The organism is Xanthomonas sp. WHRI 1810A (assembly GCF_040202885.1).
Lineage (GTDB): Bacteria > Pseudomonadota > Gammaproteobacteria > Pseudomonadales > Pseudomonadaceae > Aquipseudomonas.
In genome coordinates, this window is the sequence record NZ_JBEGED010000009.1 from 102,323 (window position 1) to 119,559 (window position 17,237).

At 61.5% G+C, this 17,237-nt stretch carries 17 protein-coding genes; 5 read left to right on the top strand and 12 right to left on the bottom strand.

The window, feature by feature from the left end; all coding sequences use genetic code 11:
- Positions 1–13: 13 nt before the first annotated feature.
- Positions 14–382 carry a hypothetical protein gene (locus tag ABQX22_RS15025; protein ID WP_349800651.1) on the bottom strand — a complete coding sequence of 123 codons (369 nt, stop codon included), beginning with the start codon at positions 380–382 and terminating at the stop codon, positions 14–16.
- A gap of 302 nt (positions 383–684) precedes the next feature.
- On the opposite strand from ABQX22_RS15025, the gene leuS reads away from it, so the two are divergent.
- The 5 genes from leuS (at position 685) to ABQX22_RS15050 (ending at position 6,851) form a co-directional block, all read left to right on the top strand.
- Complete coding sequence (gene leuS, locus ABQX22_RS15030) at positions 685–3,306, top strand: leucine--tRNA ligase (RefSeq protein ID WP_349800652.1); 2,622 nt, start codon at positions 685–687, stop codon at positions 3,304–3,306.
- 88 nt (positions 3,307–3,394) lie between these two features.
- The gene (locus ABQX22_RS15035) at positions 3,395–4,000 is read left to right on the top strand and encodes an LPS-assembly lipoprotein LptE (RefSeq protein WP_349800653.1); all 606 of its coding nucleotides are present in this window, start codon (positions 3,395–3,397) and stop codon (positions 3,998–4,000) included.
- A 42-nt stretch (positions 4,001–4,042) separates the two neighbouring features.
- Positions 4,043–5,080, top strand: a complete 1,038-nt coding sequence (holA, locus tag ABQX22_RS15040; RefSeq protein ID WP_349800654.1) for a DNA polymerase III subunit delta — start codon at positions 4,043–4,045, stop codon at positions 5,078–5,080.
- Positions 5,081–5,288: 208 nt separating this feature from the next.
- The gene (gene arfA, locus ABQX22_RS15045; RefSeq protein ID WP_349800655.1) at positions 5,289–5,447 is read left to right on the top strand and encodes an alternative ribosome rescue factor ArfA; all 159 of its coding nucleotides are present in this window, start codon (positions 5,289–5,291) and stop codon (positions 5,445–5,447) included.
- An 84-nt stretch (positions 5,448–5,531) separates the two neighbouring features.
- Positions 5,532–6,851, top strand: coding sequence for a lytic murein transglycosylase (locus ABQX22_RS15050; protein WP_349800656.1), 1,320 nt, complete (start codon positions 5,532–5,534; stop codon positions 6,849–6,851).
- A 228-nt stretch (positions 6,852–7,079) separates the two neighbouring features.
- Here the strand turns inward: ABQX22_RS15050 and lipA are convergent, their stop codons facing one another.
- From lipA to nadD, 11 genes are all read right to left on the bottom strand, one after another.
- Positions 7,080–8,108 (bottom strand): lipoyl synthase, encoded by a 1,029-nt coding sequence (lipA, locus tag ABQX22_RS15055; protein WP_441005292.1) that lies wholly within the window; start codon positions 8,106–8,108, stop codon positions 7,080–7,082.
- 2 nt (positions 8,109–8,110) lie between these two features.
- A complete protein-coding gene (lipB, locus tag ABQX22_RS15060) occupies positions 8,111–8,758 on the bottom strand; it encodes a lipoyl(octanoyl) transferase LipB (RefSeq protein ID WP_349800657.1) in 648 nt (215 codons plus the stop codon).
- Positions 8,759–9,034 (bottom strand): DUF493 domain-containing protein, encoded by a 276-nt coding sequence (locus tag ABQX22_RS15065; RefSeq protein ID WP_349800658.1) that lies wholly within the window; start codon positions 9,032–9,034, stop codon positions 8,759–8,761.
- A gap of 78 nt (positions 9,035–9,112) precedes the next feature.
- Positions 9,113–10,273: a D-alanyl-D-alanine carboxypeptidase family protein gene (locus ABQX22_RS15070; protein ID WP_349800659.1), complete on the bottom strand. Its 1,161-nt coding sequence runs from the start codon at positions 10,271–10,273 to the stop codon at positions 9,113–9,115.
- A gap of 182 nt (positions 10,274–10,455) precedes the next feature.
- Positions 10,456–11,496 (bottom strand): septal ring lytic transglycosylase RlpA family protein, encoded by a 1,041-nt coding sequence (locus ABQX22_RS15075; protein ID WP_349800660.1) that lies wholly within the window; start codon positions 11,494–11,496, stop codon positions 10,456–10,458.
- Positions 11,496–12,506: a lytic murein transglycosylase B gene (gene mltB, locus ABQX22_RS15080; protein ID WP_349800661.1), complete on the bottom strand. Its 1,011-nt coding sequence runs from the start codon at positions 12,504–12,506 to the stop codon at positions 11,496–11,498. The genes ABQX22_RS15075 and mltB overlap by 1 nt, the downstream gene beginning before the upstream one ends.
- 17 nt (positions 12,507–12,523) lie before the next feature.
- Positions 12,524–13,669 carry a rod shape-determining protein RodA gene (gene rodA, locus ABQX22_RS15085; RefSeq protein ID WP_349800662.1) on the bottom strand — a complete coding sequence of 382 codons (1,146 nt, stop codon included), beginning with the start codon at positions 13,667–13,669 and terminating at the stop codon, positions 12,524–12,526.
- Positions 13,659–15,557 (bottom strand): penicillin-binding protein 2, encoded by a 1,899-nt coding sequence (gene mrdA / locus ABQX22_RS15090; protein WP_349800663.1) that lies wholly within the window; start codon positions 15,555–15,557, stop codon positions 13,659–13,661. Before mrdA ends, rodA begins: the two co-directional genes overlap by 11 nt.
- A 32-nt stretch (positions 15,558–15,589) precedes the next feature.
- Positions 15,590–16,057 carry a 23S rRNA (pseudouridine(1915)-N(3))-methyltransferase RlmH gene (gene rlmH, locus ABQX22_RS15095; RefSeq protein ID WP_349800664.1) on the bottom strand — a complete coding sequence of 156 codons (468 nt, stop codon included), beginning with the start codon at positions 16,055–16,057 and terminating at the stop codon, positions 15,590–15,592.
- Positions 16,058–16,066: 9 nt separating this feature from the next.
- Positions 16,067–16,495 (bottom strand): ribosome silencing factor, encoded by a 429-nt coding sequence (rsfS, locus tag ABQX22_RS15100; RefSeq protein WP_349800665.1) that lies wholly within the window; start codon positions 16,493–16,495, stop codon positions 16,067–16,069.
- A gap of 16 nt (positions 16,496–16,511) precedes the next feature.
- On the bottom strand, positions 16,512–17,237 hold the full coding sequence (gene nadD, locus ABQX22_RS15105) for a nicotinate-nucleotide adenylyltransferase (protein WP_441005293.1): 726 nt from the start codon (positions 17,235–17,237) through the stop codon (positions 16,512–16,514).

A 17,237-nucleotide genomic window follows, 5' to 3' on the forward strand; every position in this document is an offset into this window, starting at 1 on the left:
GAGGCCCACACGGTCAACGCTTGAAGTGTTTACTGGAACTGTAGCGACTCAACTTCGACGATACGCCAGCGCGCTTCTGGTCCTTCAGCCAGATGACATTGGCCGATGAACGCGGCGCCGTTACCGGCTCGGAAGGCTCCCGAGACAAATGGGTAGTGCGGTTCCATGCATTCGTTGCTTGTTTCACCGCGACTTCGTTTCTGTCCAGATACGCCTCGATCAACTGGAACTCGGCGTAGCTTAATCCACGCAATTCCAACTCTGCGGGGTGTTCGTCACGAAGCCGAACTGCTGTTTTCGCCGTCTCGAGGGCCAGCCCCAGACGATCGATCAAACGCTCGTACAAATCAGGTTGTATTGCGGTGTGCCGCAGCTCTGTCATCCGTTCACCTCACTGAAGACCTCACTTGAAATAAAACCACACCCTCGCCAATCAGCTTAGCGGGGCTGCGCAAACCGGCGCGATACAGCGACAAACGGCGGCAGACCGGGGCTGCGGGCGTAATCAGGGTTTCCCTCGGTATGGAGCCCTCATGTATGCTACGGCGCTTCCTGCAATTCCACTTCGCTCACCCGAGCACGAACGCATCGCGCGGCCCCGGCAATTGCCCGGCAAGCGAGGCCTTTGAGACCCGGCGATGCCGCGAAGCGGTCAAGGGTCACCAATCTCAGTTAAAAGTAGCCATGCACGAACTCTATCAGCCCCGCGAAATCGAAGCCGCCGCCCAGACCTTCTGGGACGAGCAAAAGTCTTTTGAAGTCAGTGAACAGCCAGGCAAGGACACGTACTACTGCCTGTCGATGTTCCCTTACCCCAGCGGCAAGCTACACATGGGTCACGTGCGCAACTACACCATCGGTGACGTGATCGCCCGCTATCAGCGCATGCAAGGCAAGAACGTCCTGCAGCCCATGGGCTGGGACGCGTTCGGCATGCCGGCCGAAAACGCCGCGATGAAAAACAACGTCGCGCCCGCCAAGTGGACCTACGAAAACATCGCCTACATGAAGAACCAGCTCAAGAGCCTGGGTCTGGCGATCGACTGGTCGCGGGAAATCACCACCTGCAAGCCTGATTACTATCGCTGGGAACAATGGCTGTTCACTCGCCTGTTCGAAAAAGGCGTGATCTATCGCAAGAACGGCACCGTGAACTGGGACCCGGTCGACCAGACCGTCCTGGCCAACGAGCAAGTGATCGACGGCCGCGGCTGGCGTTCGGGCGCGGTGATCGAAAAGCGTGAAATCCCGATGTACTACTTCAAGATCACCGCGTACGCCGATGAGCTGCTGGAGAGCCTCGACGAACTGCCGGGCTGGCCTGAACAGGTCAAGACCATGCAGCGCAACTGGATCGGCAAGTCTCGCGGGATGGAAGTGCAGTTCCCGTACGACCAGGCCTCCATTGGCGAAGCCGGCGCACTGAAAGTCTTCACCACCCGCCCCGACACCCTGATGGGCGCGACCTACGTTGCCGTCGCCGCCGAGCACCCGCTCGCGGCCTTGGCGCTTGAGCACATGGACGCCGACAAGGCCGCCGAGCTGCAAGCCTTCATTCACGAATGCAAAAGCGGCAGCGTCGCCGAAGCCGACGTTGCTACCCAAGAGAAGAAAGGCCTGCCGACCCCGCTGTTCGTCGAGCACCCGCTGACCGGGGAGAAGCTGCCGGTCTGGGTCGCCAACTACGTGCTGATGCATTACGGCGACGGCGCGGTCATGGCTGTGCCGGCCCACGACGAGCGTGATTTCGAGTTCGCCACCAAATACAGCCTGCCGATCAAAGCGGTCGTGCGCACCAGTGCGGGCGATGAAACCCCTGCGCCATGGCAGGACGCTTATGGCGAACACGGCCAGTTGATCAACTCCGGCGAATTCGACGGCCTGGACTTTGCGGGCGCATTCGATGCCATGGAAGTCGCGCTGATCAAGAAAGACCTGGGCAAATCCCGCACCCAGTTCCGCCTGCGCGACTGGGGCATCAGCCGCCAGCGCTACTGGGGCTGCCCGATCCCGATCGTGCATTGCGACGCCTGTGGCGACGTGCCGGTCCCGGAAGACCAGTTGCCAGTCAAGCTGCCTGAAGACGTGGTGCCGGACGGCGCCGGTTCGCCTTTGGCCCGCATGCCTGAATTCTACGAGTGCAGCTGCCCGAAATGCGGTGCGCCGGCCAAGCGCGAAACCGACACCATGGACACCTTCGTCGAGTCCTCGTGGTATTTCGCTCGCTACGCCTCGCCCAACTACGAAGGCGGCATGGTTGACCCGAAAGCGGCCAACCACTGGCTGCCGGTCGACCAGTACATCGGTGGTATCGAGCACGCGATTCTGCACCTGCTGTACGCGCGCTTCTTCCACAAGCTGATGCGCGATGAAGGCCTGGTCAGCTCCAACGAACCCTTCAAGAACCTGCTGACCCAGGGCATGGTGGTCGCCGAGACGTTCTATCGTCTGGAAGCCAACGGCAGCAAGACCTGGTTCAACCCCGCCGATGTCGAATTCGAGCGTGACAGCAAAGCCAAGATCATCGGCGCCAAACTGATTGCCGACGGCCTGCCCGTCGAGATCGGTGGCATCGAGAAGATGGCCAAGTCCAAGAACAACGGCGTCGATCCACAATCGATGATCGACCAGTACGGCGCAGACACCTGCCGTCTGTTCATGATGTTCGCCTCACCGCCCGACATGAGCCTGGAATGGTCTGACTCAGGCGTTGAAGGCTCTCACCGCTTCCTGAAACGCGTGTGGCGCTTGTCCCAGGCCCACGTCAACGCAGGCCTGCCGGGCAAGCTGAACACGTCCGCGCTGAACGATGACCAGAAAGCGGTTCGTCGCTCGATCCATCTGGCCATCAAGCAGGCTGGTCAGGACGTCGGGCAGCATCACAAATTCAACACCGCCATCGCTCAGGTCATGACGCTGATGAATGTGCTGGAGAAAGCAGCGAACACCACGCCGCAGGATCGCGCGCTGTTGCAGGAAGGCCTGGAAACCGTGGCTCTGCTGCTGGCACCGATCACCCCGCACATCAGCCACGAACTGTGGTCGGCGCTGGGCCACGCGGATCCGGTCATTAACGCCGGCTGGCCGGTTGTCGATGAGTCGGCGCTGGTTCAGGACACGTTGCAGCTGGTGATTCAGGTCAACGGCAAGCTGCGCGGTCATCTTGAAATGCCTGCCGGCGCCAGCCGCGAGGACATCGAAGCCGCCGCACGGGTCAATGAAAACGTGCTGCGCTTCGTCGACGGCCTGATGATTCGTAAAGTGATCGTCGTGCCCGGCAAACTGGTGAACATTGTCGCCAGCTGACTGGATCAGGCGCCCGGCGATTCCGGGCGCTGAAAATACTTCCAGGGTCGGCGGCGCCGGCCCAAACGGATTCAAGGGGAGCAACAAGATGATCAAACGCAATCTGCTGGTTATGGGCCTCGCTGTCCTGCTGAGCGCCTGCGGTTTCCAGCTGCGCGGTACCGGCACCACGGCGCTGCAACTCAAGGAACTGGACGTCAGCGCACGTAACGTCTACGGCGAAATCGTGACTCAACTGACGTCGACCCTGAAAAACAGCGGCGTTCACGTCTACACCGGCGCACCGTACAAGTTGATCCTGGTCCGTGAAGACGAGACTCAGCGCACGGCCAGCTATGCCGGTTCCGGACGTTCGGCCGAATATGAGCTGAACATCGTCGTGAAATACGAAGTCCACGGCATGAAAGATGTGTTGCTGCTGGACGATAACGTGCAGTCGCAGAAGACCTTCGTGCATGACGGCAACAACCTGATCGGTTCGGACCAGGAAGCTGAACAGATCCGCCGTGAAATGCGCAGCGATCTGGTGCAGAAGCTGATGGCCCGTCTGCAACAGCTGACACCTGCGCGTCTTGACGAACTGCAAGCCAAAGCCGACGCAGCCGCCAAGGCCCAGGCCGACGCAGAAGCCGCCGCACAGCGCATCCGGGACGAGACGCCTCAGCAGTCACCTGTTGAAATCCCGAGCAGGTAAAGGCCTCGGGGCTGGTTCGCCAGCCCCGTCCTTCTTCGACCGATGAAACTCGCCCCCGCCCAACTTGGCAAACACCTTCAAGGCAGCCTCGCGCTTGTCTACATCGTCAGCGGTGATGATCCGCTGCAATGTCAGGAAGCGTGCGACGCCATCCGTGCCGCTGCCCGTCAGCAGGGCTTCGACGAACGCCAGGTCTTCAGCGCCGACGCCAGTTTCGACTGGGGCACGCTGTTGCAGGCCGGTGCCAGCATGTCGCTGTTCGCCGAGCGTCGCCTGCTGGAACTCCGCCTGCCCTCCGGCAAACCCGGCGACAAGGGCGCCGCGGCGTTGCTGGAATACTGCGGTCGTCCTCCGGAAGACACCTTGTTGCTGGTCAGCTTGCCCAAGCTCGACGGCAGCGCGCAAAAAACCAAGTGGGGCAAGGCGCTGGTGGAAGGCGCTCAGACTCAATTCGTGCAGATCTGGCCGGTCGACGCCAGCCAGTTGCCACAATGGATCCGCCAACGCCTGTCGCAGGCGGGGCTTTCGGCCACGCCGGATGCGATTGAGCTGATCGCCGCGCGGGTCGAGGGCAACCTGCTGGCCGCCGCCCAAGAAATCGAAAAGCTCAAGCTGATGGCCGAGGAAGGCCAGATCACGGTCGAGACCGTGCAAGCGGCGGTTGCCGACAGTGCGCGGTTTGACGTGTTTGGCCTGACCGATGCGATTCTCAACGGTGAGGCAGCGCATGCCCTGCGCATGCTGGAAGGCCTGCGTGGCGAAGGCGTGGAACCGCCGGTGATTCTCTGGGCCTTGTCGCGCGAGCTGCGAGTGCTGGCCAACCTGGCACTGCAATTCAGTCAGGGCATCCCGCTGGACAAAGCCTTCAGTCAGGCACGTCCGCCGATCTGGGACAAACGCAAACCGCTTATGAGCAAAGCGCTGCAGCGGCATTCGGCCAGTCGTTGGGCACGCTTGCTGATGGACGCCCAGCAGATCGACGCACAGATCAAGGGACAGGCGCCAGGTTCCGTCTGGAGCAGCCTGAGTCGCTTGTCATTGCTCATGGCTGGACAGCGCCTGGCGTTGCCTTCGGAATAAACGCTCATCCCTAGGTAGGAGCGCGCTTGCCCGCGATTGCGGTGTGTCAGGCGAATGACAGGTAACTGACACACCGCGTTCGCGGGCAAGCGCGCTCCTACAATGCATAGTGCGCAGCTAATTTCCGATAGCCCCGCTCAATTGGACACCCCCGCCGATCTGTCCGATGATCTGCCCCGTTTGATCAACCCCCACAGAGAGCACCGCCATGAGCAAGCCGAAGAAACGGCCGAACAAAGCTAAATCCATCATCGCCCAGCCACTGTTCCGAAGCCGTCAGGAACAACCGGCCAAAGGCAAAGGCAGCTACCGCCGCGAAGCCTTCCAGTCTAAAAGCTGGGAGGCTTCTTCCGTTATGGCGGCATGAACGACCACTAAAGCGCCAGAGGCCCCGCCAGGCGGGCAGGCATGGTAAGGTCTGCACCTAACGGTTATTGCTCTGGACCCAAGAATGCCCTTTCGTTTTCCACGTCGTTGGCAGGTGCGCCAACTGATCACTTGTTCCAGCCTCCTCATTTTGGTCGCCTGCGCAGAGCAACCTACCGCGGCGGTTGCCACCCCTCTCCCGGTCACCCGTACGGCGCCGACCGTTCCCAGCGCAGTGGCGCAGCCTGACGACACCAACTTCGAAATCCAGCCGCCCATGACGTTTGCCGAATGGCAGTCGACGTTTCGTGCCCAGGCGTTAGGCGCGGGTATCCGGCCTGAGGTGTTCGATACGGCGTTCGCGGGTGTGACGCCGGACATGAGCGTGGTCAAGGCGGACCGCAGCCAGCCTGAGTTCAGTCGCCCGGTCTGGGAATACCTCGACGGCGCGATGTCGGCGGTGCGGGTGCGCAAAGGCCAGGCATTGCTGAACCAGTACGCTGACGTGCTGCAGCAGATCGAGCAGCGCTACGGCGTTGACCGCCAGGCGTTGGTCGCCGTGTGGGGCATGGAGAGCAGCTTCGGTCAGTTCCAGGGCTCGCAATCGGTGATCCGCTCGCTGGCGACACTGGCCTACGAAGGCCGTCGCCCGCAGTTCGCCCAGGATCAGTTGATCGCCGCCCTGCAGATTTTGCAGCACGGTGACATCGACGCGCCGAGCATGTTGGGTTCATGGGCTGGCGCCATGGGGCAGACGCAGTTCATTCCCACGACCTACAACACCCACGCCGTGGATTTCGATGGCGACGGTCGCCGGGACATCTGGAATAACCCGGGCGACGCCCTCGCCTCCACCGCGCACTACCTGCAAAGCTCAGGTTGGCAAAAAGGGCAGCCGTGGGGGTTCGAGGTGCAGCTGGCGCAGGGTTTTGATTACGCACTGGCCGACTCGTCGACCCGCAAGAGCATTGCCGAGTGGCAGCAGATGGGCCTGAAGCTGCCGAACGGCGCCGCACTGCCCGTCAACCTGCTGCAACAGCAAGCGGCGCTGTTGCTCCCGGCCGGTTACAAAGGCCCAGCGTTTCTGGTGATGGACAATTTCCGGGCGATCCTGAAATACAACAATTCGTCGTCCTATGCCTTGGGCATCGGGCTGCTGTCCGAGCGTTTCACCGGCGGTGGCTACGTGGTGGGCGAATGGCCTCGCGGTGATCGCCCTCTGAGCCGCTCTGAGCGCATCGAGCTGCAAACCCTGCTCTCGTCACGTCAGTACGACGCCGGCGCTCCAGACGGGATTATCGGCGCCAATACGCGTAAGGCGATTCGCAGCGCGCAGCAGTCCATGGGCTGGCCGGCGGACGGTTACCCGACGCATGAGCTGCTGGACAGTTTGCGTAAGCCTTAAATTTTACGCCTGCGCCTTGTGGGAGGGAGCTTGCTCGCGAAGGCGTTGATCGTCCCCACGCTCTGCGTGGGGATGCCGCCTGTGACGCTCCGCGTCACCGAGTGCAGACGCGGAGCGTCTCGAGCGGCGTTACCACGCGGAGCGTGGGAACGATCAAAAGCGATAACGAAAACGGGCCGGATATCACTATCCGGCCCGTTTTTTTGTACGCCAAAAAGCGGCGGTGTATCAGCCCGCAGTCAGCAACGACTTGGCCAGCTTGGCCTGTTCGTCAGCGTGGTACGAGGAACGCACCAGCGGACCGGACGCCACGTTCTTGAAGCCCATCTTGTAGCCTTCCTCGGCAAACCAGGCGAAAACGTCCGGGTGCACGAAGCGCTCGACCGGCAAGTGGCTGCGGGACGGCTGCAGGTACTGGCCCAGCGTGAGCATGTCGATGTTGTGCTCACGCATGCGCTGCATCACTTCGATGACCTCCTCGTCCGTCTCACCCAAGCCCAGCATCAGGCCGGATTTGGTCGGCACGTGAGGCACCATTTCCTTGAAGCGCTGCAACAGGGTCAACGACCACTGGTAGTCGGAACCCGGACGCGCGGCCTTGTACAGACGCGGCACGGTCTCAAGGTTGTGGTTGAACACATCAGGCGGCGTCGCGGCGGTGATTTCCAGCGCGATGTCCATGCGACCGCGATAGTCCGGGACCAGGGTTTCGAGCTGAACGTTGGGCGACAGTGCGCGGATCTCGCGAATGCAGTCAGCGAAGTGCTGAGCACCGCCGTCACGCAGGTCGTCGCGGTCCACCGAGGTGATCACCACGTACTTGAGGCGCATGTCGGCAATAGCGATAGCCAGGTTCTTCGGCTCATCGGCATCCAGTGCCTTCGGACGGCCATGGCCGACGTCGCAGAACGGGCAACGACGGGTGCAGATGTCGCCCATGATCATGAACGTCGCGGTGCCGCCGGAGAAGCACTCGCCCAGGTTCGGGCAGGACGCTTCTTCGCAGACGCTGTGCAGTTTGTGTTTGCGCAGGAGTTGCTTGACGCGGTCGACTTCCGGCGAGACCGGGATACGCACGCGAATCCAGTCCGGCTTTTTCGGCAGGTCCACCGTGGGAATGATTTTCACCGGGATACGCGCGACTTTTTCCGCGCCGCGCAGCTTGACGCCGGCTTCCACTTTCGGACGCCCGGCATTCAAATTGACTGTCGGGATCAGGTTTTGAACGGCCGCAGCCGTGTCATGCGCAGTAGTCATAATCAGTCGATTCCGCCCGTGAGGGTCGTCTGCTCAGCGTAGTCGAGGTGTCTGACAAGCTGCGCACGCAGCCGGGCACTGACCTCGGCAAATTCAATCGGCCCTGCATGATCGCGCAGCTGGGTCATCGCCAGCCCCGAATACCCGCAGGGATTGATCCGTTTAAACGGTTCCAGATCCATGTCGACGTTCAACGCCAGACCATGGAACGAACAGCCGTGGCGGATACGAAGGCCCAACGACGCAATTTTTGCCCCGTCGACATAGACCCCCGGTGCGTCCGCCTTTGCCGCCGCCGTCACGCCGTAACTGGCGAGCAGCGCGATGAGGCTGTGCTCGATCCGGGTCACCAGATCCCGCACACCGAAACCCAGGCGGCGCACATCCAGTAACAGATACGCCACCAATTGGCCTGGGCCATGATATGTCACTTGGCCGCCGCGATCGACCTGTACCACCGGAATGTCGCCCGGCAGCAGCAAATGTTCGGGTTTGCCGGCCTGCCCTTGTGTGAAGACCGGCGGGTGCTGGACCAGCCACACTTCATCGCCGACCTCGCGATCGCGGTCATCAGTGAAGCGCTTCATGGCTTGCCAGGTGGGCTCATAATCGACCAATCCCAGGTCGCGAAAGCCCAGACTGTCAGTCATTCAGAGCACCATGTGCACGAAGCCGGTGGCACGCAGCTCACTGTTGATGTCGTAAAGCTGGTCCTGACCGGTCGCGATGATGTGCAGCTGGACGGTGGTGTACTTGCCGTTGCTGCTTTGGCGTTCGGCCAGGGTGTTGTGGTCGACCGTGGCGTGTTTTTCAAGGATTTCAATGATCCGGTCCTTGAAGCCCACGCCCGTATCGCCGATCACCTTGATGGGGTAGTCCACACAAGGGAATTCGATTTTTGGCGCTTTTACGTCGGAATCTGTCATGGCACTAACGGCCTCGTAAGCCGAGAAAACGGACAGCTCCCTGCCGCGCGGGGCGGCAGGGGCACAAGGAACGGTGGATCAGTTGAACAAGCCGTAGAAGAACAGGCGGATGCTATCCCACAGGCGGCGGAAGATACCACCTTCGTCGACAGCGTCCAGTGCGATCAGATTAGCAGTGTGCACAACCTTGTCGTCCAGCTTTACTTCGATTTTGCCGATAACGTCGCCTTTGGCGATCGGCGCAACCAGTTGCGGGTTCATGGTCATGCTGGCGGCGAGTTTCTTCATTTCGCCTTTAGGCATGGTCATGGTCAGGTCATCAGCCAGGCCGGCCTTGACTTGACGCTCGGTGCCTTTCCAGACCGGCGCTTGAGCCAGTTCGGTGCCCTTCTGGTAGAAGCTCTGGGTTTCGAAGAAGCGGAAACCGTAGGTCAGCAGCTTCTGGGTTTCGGCCGCACGGGCTTGCTCGCTGTTGGTACCAAACACCACTGCAATCAGACGCATGCCATCACGTACGGCCGAGGACACCATGCAGTAGCCGGCTTCTTCGGTGTGACCGGTTTTCAGGCCATCAACGGTCTTGTCGCGCCACAGCAGCAGGTTGCGGTTAGGTTGCTTGATGCCGTTCCAGAAGAACTCTTTCTGCGAGTAGATCGCATAGTGAGCCGGGTCTTCGTGAATGATTGCGCGTGCCAGGATCGCCATATCGTGAGCGGTGGCGTAGTGCTCCGGGTTCGGCAGGCCGGTGGGGTTCATGAAGTGGCTGTTGACCATGCCCAGGTCGCCCGCGGTTTTGTTCATCATGTCGGCGAACGCATCTTCGCTGCCGGCGATGTGCTCGGAGAGCGCAACACTGGCGTCGTTACCGGACTGAATGATGATGCCGTGCAGCAGGTCGCTGACCGTGACCTGGCTACCCACCTTGATGAACATCCGCGAACCGCCGGTACGCCAGGCGTTCTCGCTGATGGTCACCGGATCGTTTTCGCCGATCTGGCCGCGACGGATTTCCAGGGTCGCGATGTAGGCTGTCATCAGTTTGGTCAGGCTGGCTGGCGGCAGACGCTGGTCGCCGTTGTTTTCAACCAGGACGTTCCCGCTGTTGGCGTCCATCAGCACGTAAGCCTTGGCAGCCAGTTGCGGTGGCGATGGCGTCATCTGTTCTGCCGCGAATACTACAGGCGCGGTGAATAGCGGAATAAGCAGGCACAGGCGTTTTGCAAAGGTGGTGATGTTCATCCGTCTCTCGAAATTGCTAATGGGCAAACATGCCCTCGCGGGCAAAGCTATGGTGCCAGGCGACCCTGGCAGACGCGCTTTGCTTTAACAGCAAGACGCGTGAAAAGTTGCTGATAACGCTTGCTCTGTGGCAAGTCGCCGTCGGCAGCAACATCGATTCGATCTCGTCGCCGAGGCTCGAATCACTGATCCGACGTGACAACACTCGGCGAGCCCAGATTGGCCGACCTTACGCTGTTTTGCAGTTGCTGGGCTTCACCCGGCGTGTCGACCGGCCCCATCCGGACGCGGTACAGCGTCTGCTGATTGCGCGCTATCGAACTCACGAAAACCGGTGCCCGCACCATCCCGCTCAGTTTGGACCTCAGCAGCTCCGCAGCGTCCGGGTTGGCGAAGGCTCCCACTTGGAGAAATAGCCCAGACGCTGGTCCGGAAGCGTTTTTTTTTGCGTCGATCTGCACCGGAACAGGCGGGACAGGATCGGCATGCTGCTGCGGTGGCGGTGTCCATTGCTCAATGGTGCCGGCCGATGCGGTGATCACCGGGGCCTGTGCACGGACCGGCGCACTGGAGGCCACTTGCGGCTGATCAAGCATCAACGGCGCAGGCTTGCCACGCTGCGCCCAATACTGGGCCGGGTCGATGCCTTCGACCTTGACCCGGGCGGTGCCGATTTCGGCGTACCCCAGCTTCTTGGCGGCGGCATAGGACAAATCGATGATGCGGTCCGAGTAGAACGGCCCACGGTCGTTGACGCGCAGAATCACTGTCCGGTTGTTGTCCAGGTTGGTCACACGCACGTAGCTGGGCAGTGGCAGCGTCTTGTGCGCCGCGCTCATGCCGTACAGGTCGTAGACCTCGCCGTTGGCGGTGTTCTGGCCGTGGAACTTGGTGCCGTACCAGGACGCGGTCCCGGTCGCCGCGTAGCTCGCCGAATTGTTGAGCGGGAAATACGTCTTGCCCAGCACGGTGTAGGGGTTGGCCTTGTAGGGGCCGGTGTGCAGCGTCGGCACGGCGTCCGGGATGCGCGAGACGTCTACGTCCCACCATGGCGCGCCGTCTTTGTGTGCCCGGTTGATGTCCAGCCCTGGCTGAGCGCGGACAATATTGCCCTGCTGCTTGGCGCGGGTGGTGGGGCTGTTTGATGAGCAACTGACGATTAACAATGTCAGCGCCGTGAAGGCCATCAGCTTCAATGGTTGTTGTATCGGCAAAGACCGCATTACTTGACGCCCCGAGCTTGAACCAATCGTTCAGACAGCTGATGCACGGCCATGGCGTACATCACACTGCGGTTGTAACGCGTGATTGCGTAAAAATTCTTTAAACCCAGCCAATATTCCGGCCCGTTGTCGCCGTCGAGGCGAAACGCGGTGACCGGCATGTCATCGCGCAGCGCATCATGACTCGCCCAACCCAAGGCTCGCAACTCCCCGACGGTCTTTACCGGTTCGATTCCCGGGCTCAAACCTTCGTCGACGCGCTGGCCATTCACGCTGGCAAGGCTGACAACGCCCTCGCCCGCGACCCAACCGTGGCGCTTGAAATAGCTGGCCACGCTGCCGATGGCGTCGTCCGGATCGTTCCAGATATTGATGTGACCGTCGCCGTCAAAATCCACCGCGTACGCCCGAAAGCTGCTCGGCATGAACTGCGGCAGGCCCATGGCCCCGGCGTAGGATCCCTTGAGCGTCAACGGGTCGACCTGTTGTTCACGCGCCAGCAGCAGGAACTCGCGAAGCTCCTTGCGGAAGAAGACAGCGCGGGGCGGGTAGTCGAAACCCAGCGTCGACAGTGCATCGATCACCCGGTAATTACCGGTATTACGCCCGAAAAAGGTCTCTACGCCGATAATCGCCACGATGACCTGAGCCGGCACGCCGTACTCTTGCTCAGCGCGTGCGAGGGTGGCTTCATGCTGCCGCCAGAAATCCACACCGCGGGCGATCCGCGCGTCGGTGAGAAACATGGGCCGGTATTCCTTCCACGGTTTGACCCGTTCGGCCGGCCGGGAGATGGCGTCCAGAATCGACTGCTTGCGTTCCACATCGCGGAAGACATCAATCAACTGCTCCCCGGCAAACCCGTAATCGCGGGTCATTTCCCCGACGAATTCAGCCACCTGGGGGGAACCGTCATAATTGCCGGCGAGTGACTCCTGCACTGTGCCGAGCAAGCTCACCAGTCCGACCAGCGGCGCATATCGAGCAGCCCAGCCACAAACGACTTGCATTGAGTTGTTCACCTTAATCAAACCTGCGCGATCCACTTGCGATGGGTATGGATCGACATCAAAACCCCGAACGCTGACAGTAGGGTCACCAGCGACGTTCCGCCGTAGCTGATAAAGGGCAAAGGCACCCCCACCACCGGCAGCAAGCCGCTGACCATACCGATGTTCACGAATACATATACGAAAAATGTCATGGTCAGACTGCCCGCCAGCAATTTGCCGTAGAGCGTTTGCGCCTGGGCGGTGATCACCAGCCCACGGCCGATCAGCAACAGATAGATCAGCAGCAGCGCACAGATGCCCACCAGCCCGAACTCCTCACCCAATACCGCGATGATGAAGTCGGTATGGCTTTCGGGCAGGAAATCCAGGTGCGACTGGGTGCCGAGCAGCCAGCCTTTGCCGAACACGCCGCCCGAGCCGATGGCGGCCTTGGACTGAATGATGTTCCAGCCGGTGCCCAGCGGATCGCTTTCAGGATCAAGGAACGTCAGGATTCGCTGCTTCTGGTAGTCGTGCATGAAGAAGAACCACATGGCCACCGCCACCGGCACCGCCGCCGCAACCACACTGATGATCCAGCGCCAGCGCAGGCCGGCCATGAACAGCACGAACGTCCCCGACGCCAGAATCAGCAGCGACGTGCCCAGGTCCGGCTGGCGCACGATCAGCACGAACGGAATCCCGATCAGCGCCAGACTCAGCGCCACATGCTTGAGATGGGGTGGCAGCGTGCGCTTGGACAGATACCAGGCGATGGTGGCCGGCATGATGATTTTCATGAATTCAGAAGGCTGGAAACGGATGACGCCCGGGATGTTGATCCAGCGCGTGGCGCCCATCGCGTTGTGGCCCATGACGTCCACCACCACCAGCAACAGGACGCCCAGCACATAGGCCACCGGCACCCAGCGCGCCATGAAGCGCGGCTCCAACTGGGCAATGACAAACATCGACACCAGCCCGATGCCGAACGAGGTGGCTTGCTTGATCAGCAGGTCCCAGCTTTTACCGCTGGCTGAATACAGCACGAACAGGCTGCCGGCCGCGAGGGTCAGGAGCAGGATCAACAGCGGGCCGTCGATGTGGATCTTTTGCAGAAAGGTGGCGCGGCGGCGCATCACGTCTTCGCTGGACAGGATGCGGTCGAAATTACTCTTCACGGGCCGCGGTCTCCGGAGGCTGGGTAGTACTGACGTATTCGGGCTTCAGACGGCCTTGCGGATCCAGCAGCCAGGCGTCCATCACCTGACGAACCACCGGCGCGGCCACACCGGAACCGGATTCACCGTTCTCGACCATCACCGCCACGACGATCTTGGGGTTGTCTGCCGGAGCAAAGCCGACGAACAAGGCGTGGTCGCGGTGGCGTTCCTGAATCTTGGTGCGGTCGTATTTTTCGCCCTGGCGAATCGCGACCACCTGGGCGGTCCCGCTCTTGCCGGCAATCCGGTACTGCGCCCCGATGGCGGCTTTACGGGCCGTGCCGCGTGCGCCGTGCATCACCTGCTGCATGCCGTGATTGACCTTGCCCCAGTCCGACGGATCGCGCAGCACAATATCAGGCATCGGGTTCGGATCGACCGGTTTTTGCCCCTCGATGGTCCTGGCCAGGTGCGGCCGGTTCCATTTGCCCTTGTTCGCCACCAGCGCGGTGGCCTGGGCCAATTGCAGCGGCGTGGCCTGCATGTAACCCTGGCCGATGCCCAGAATCAGCGTCTCTCCGGGGAACCACGCTTGACGCCGGGTGATGCGTTTCCAGTCGCGAGACGGCATCAGGCCGGGCGACTCTTCAAACATATCCAGTGACACTTTCTGACCGATGCCGAACTTGTTCAGGTACGTCGACAGGCGATCAATGCCGACCTTGTGCGCCAGATCGTAGAAGTAGGTGTCATTGGACCGCATGATCGCGGTGTCGAGGTCGACCCAGCCGTCACCCGTGCGGTTCCAGTTACGGTATTTGTGGTCGTAGTTGGGCAACTGGTAATAACCGGGGTCGAACACCCGCGAGCCTGCCGTCACCACACCCGTGTCCAGTCCGGTGATCGCCACCGCAGGCTTGATGGTCGACCCGGGCGGATACAAGCCGCGCAGGATGCGGTTGAACAGCGGCCGGTCTACCGAATCGCGCAGCTCGGCGTAGGCCTTGAAGCTGATGCCGGTGACGAACAGATTGGGGTCGAAGCTCGGCTGGCTGACCATCGCCAGGACTTCGCCGGTGTTCGGGTCCAGGGCGACTACCGCACCGCGACGCCCGGCCAGTGCCGCTTCAGCGGCTTCCTGCAGCTGGATGTCGAGGCTCAGGACGATGTCTTTGCCCGGCACCGGATCGGTCCGCTTGAGCACACGCAACACGCGGCCACGGGCGTTGGTCTCGACTTCTTCATAGCCCACCTGACCGTGCAGCTCGGGCTCATAGAAGCGCTCGATGCCGGTCTTGCCGATGTGGTGGGTGCCGCTGTAGTTGACCGGATCGAGGGTCTTGAGCTCTTTCTCGTTGATGCGCCCCATGTACCCGACCGAGTGCGCGAAGTGCGCGCCCTGAGGGTAGTGGCGCACCAGTTGGGCGACCACTTCCACCCCGGGCAGACGGAACTGGTTCACCGCGACCCGCGCGATCTGCTCTTCGGTCAGCTCGAACAGGATCGGCACCGGTTCAAAGGGGCGACGGCCCTGCTTGATGCGCTTTTCGAAGATGATGCGGTCGTCCGGCGTCAGTTCCAGCACCTCGACGATGGTGTCGAGGATCTGCGCCCAGTCACCCGAACGCTCGCGGGTCATGCTCAGACTGAAGCTGGGACGGTTGTCCGCCACCACCAGGCCGTTGCGGTCGTAGATCAGGCCGCGACTCGGCGGAATCGGCTGAACGTGAACGCGGTTGTTCTCCGACAGGGTCGAGTGGTAGTCGTACTGAATGACCTGCAGGAAATACAGCCGGGCCACCAACACGCAGATCAGCACGATCACCGCCACTGCACCGACCACGACTCGGCTGCGCACAAGGCGTGCGTCCTTCTCGTGATCTTTCAGGCGAATCGGCTGAGACATTTAGGGCGTGTTCACAGTGAATGGCGGCAACGCTACTTGTGATAAGGGTGCCCGGACAGGACGGTCCAGGCGCGATAGATCTGCTCGCCAATGAGGATGCGCACCAAAGGGTGCGGCAGCGTCAGCGGCGATAACGACCAGCGTTGCTCGGCACGGGCGCACACCTCCGGCGCCAGCCCTTCCGGGCCACCCACCATCAGATTGACCGTGCGCGAATCGAGGCGCCAGCGGTCAAGCTCCACCGCCAACTGCTCGGTACTCCACGGCTTGCCCTGCACTTCGAGGGTGACAATCCGCTCGCCCGGCTGCACTTTCGCCAGCATGGCCTCGCCTTCCTGACGGATCAGGCGCGCCACATCGGCGTTTTTGCCACGGGTATTGAGCGGAATTTCCACCAGATCGAGGGCCAGTTCGGATGGCAGACGCTTGGCATACTCATGCCAACCCTCTTCCACCCACTTGGGCATGCGCGAACCAACGGCAATCAAACGCAGACGCACGACGGACCCTTAGCCCTGTTCTTTGTTCAGCTTGTCGAAGTGCTCGTGGGGTGTTTCCGGGCTGTGGTGTGCAGCGCTGGCGGCGCGGCTCTGCTCGGCGCCCTGCCACAGACGCTCCAGGTCATAGAACTGGCGGGCAGCGGCGGTCATCATGTGGACGATGACGTCGCCCAGGTCCAACAGCACCCAATCGCTTTCGCCCTTGCCTTCTTCACCCAGAGGCTGTGCACCCTTGGCCTTGACGCTCTCGCGAACCTTGTCGAGCATCGCGTTGATCTGGCGGTTGGAGGTACCGGTGGCGATGACCATGTAGTCGGTCAGGCTGTGCTTGTCCTTGACGTCGATGACCAGAATGTCCTGGGCCTTGACGTCCTCCAGCGCGGCCTTGGTCAGTTCAACCAGTTCTTCGCCGGAAATCGTGATTTTTTGCTTTGTCATATAAAACTCATTCAGTTCAATTGGGCGCACGGTAAAGCCCGTGCGCCTCGATGTAGGCCAGTACGGCGTCTGGCACCAGAAAACGTACCGACTTCCCGCTGGCCAGCAGTTGGCGGATCTGGGTGGCAGACACCGAAAGCGGCGTCTGCCAGACGAATGTAATGTTTCCGCCCGGCCCCTTGAGGGCCTTCGGATCGCTGACGGCGCGTCCCGCCAGCAAGTTTCGCATGGCGTCCGGTGACTCGCTGTCAGCGTCCGGGCGTTGCAGCACCACGATATGGCAGTGCTCCAGCAACTCTTCCCACCGATGCCAGGAGGGTAGCCCGCAAAACGCGTCCCAGCCCAGCAACAGGAATAACTGGTCGTCGGCGGCCAGTTCAGCGCGCATCGACTCCAGCGTGTCAATGGTGTACGACGGCTTGTCCCGCTTCAGTTCGCGGTCGTCCACTGTCAGCGGCGACACCCCCGCCACCGCGCACTCGACCATCGCCAGACGGTCCTGAGCAGACACATGCGGTGTATCGCGATGAGGCGGCCTGGCGCTGGGCGTCAGACGTAACTCATCGAGTTCAAGCTGCGCGGCGACTTCCAGCGCGCCGCGCAAATGACCGATATGCACCGGGTCGAACGTCCCGCCGAGCATGCCGATGCGTTTCGGCTTGCCCACACCGGGTGTCACCACCCGGGCGGGGTCGACCACAGCATCCGCACCGTCGGCAGCGGGCTGTCGGTGCTGGGCCAA

Bases quoted from the DNA above. Each gene is read 5' to 3' on its own strand.
- ABQX22_RS15035 (WP_349800653.1), top strand. From the start codon at position 3,395: ATGATCAAACGCAATCTGCTGGTTATGGGCCTCGCTGTCCTGCTGAGC.
- arfA (WP_349800655.1), top strand. From the start codon at position 5,289: ATGAGCAAGCCGAAGAAACGGCCGAACAAAGCTAAATCCATCATCGCC.
- ABQX22_RS15050 (WP_349800656.1), top strand. From the start codon at position 5,532: ATGCCCTTTCGTTTTCCACGTCGTTGGCAGGTGCGCCAACTGATCACT.
- ABQX22_RS15065 (WP_349800658.1), bottom strand. From the start codon at position 9,034: ATGACAGATTCCGACGTAAAAGCGCCAAAAATCGAATTCCCTTGTGTG.
- ABQX22_RS15025 (WP_349800651.1), bottom strand. From the start codon at position 382: ATGACAGAGCTGCGGCACACCGCAATACAACCTGATTTGTACGAGCGT.
- ABQX22_RS15070 (WP_349800659.1), bottom strand. From the start codon at position 10,273: ATGAACATCACCACCTTTGCAAAACGCCTGTGCCTGCTTATTCCGCTA.
- ABQX22_RS15075 (WP_349800660.1), bottom strand. From the start codon at position 11,496: ATGCGGTCTTTGCCGATACAACAACCATTGAAGCTGATGGCCTTCACG.
- lipA (WP_441005292.1), bottom strand. From the start codon at position 8,108: ATGACTACTGCGCATGACACGGCTGCGGCCGTTCAAAACCTGATCCCG.
- holA (WP_349800654.1), top strand. From the start codon at position 4,043: ATGAAACTCGCCCCCGCCCAACTTGGCAAACACCTTCAAGGCAGCCTC.
- lipB (WP_349800657.1), bottom strand. From the start codon at position 8,758: ATGACTGACAGTCTGGGCTTTCGCGACCTGGGATTGGTCGATTATGAG.
- mltB (WP_349800661.1), bottom strand. From the start codon at position 12,506: ATGCAAGTCGTTTGTGGCTGGGCTGCTCGATATGCGCCGCTGGTCGGA.
- mrdA (WP_349800663.1), bottom strand. From the start codon at position 15,557: ATGTCTCAGCCGATTCGCCTGAAAGATCACGAGAAGGACGCACGCCTT.
- leuS (WP_349800652.1), top strand. From the start codon at position 685: ATGCACGAACTCTATCAGCCCCGCGAAATCGAAGCCGCCGCCCAGACC.
- rsfS (WP_349800665.1), bottom strand. From the start codon at position 16,495: ATGACAAAGCAAAAAATCACGATTTCCGGCGAAGAACTGGTTGAACTG.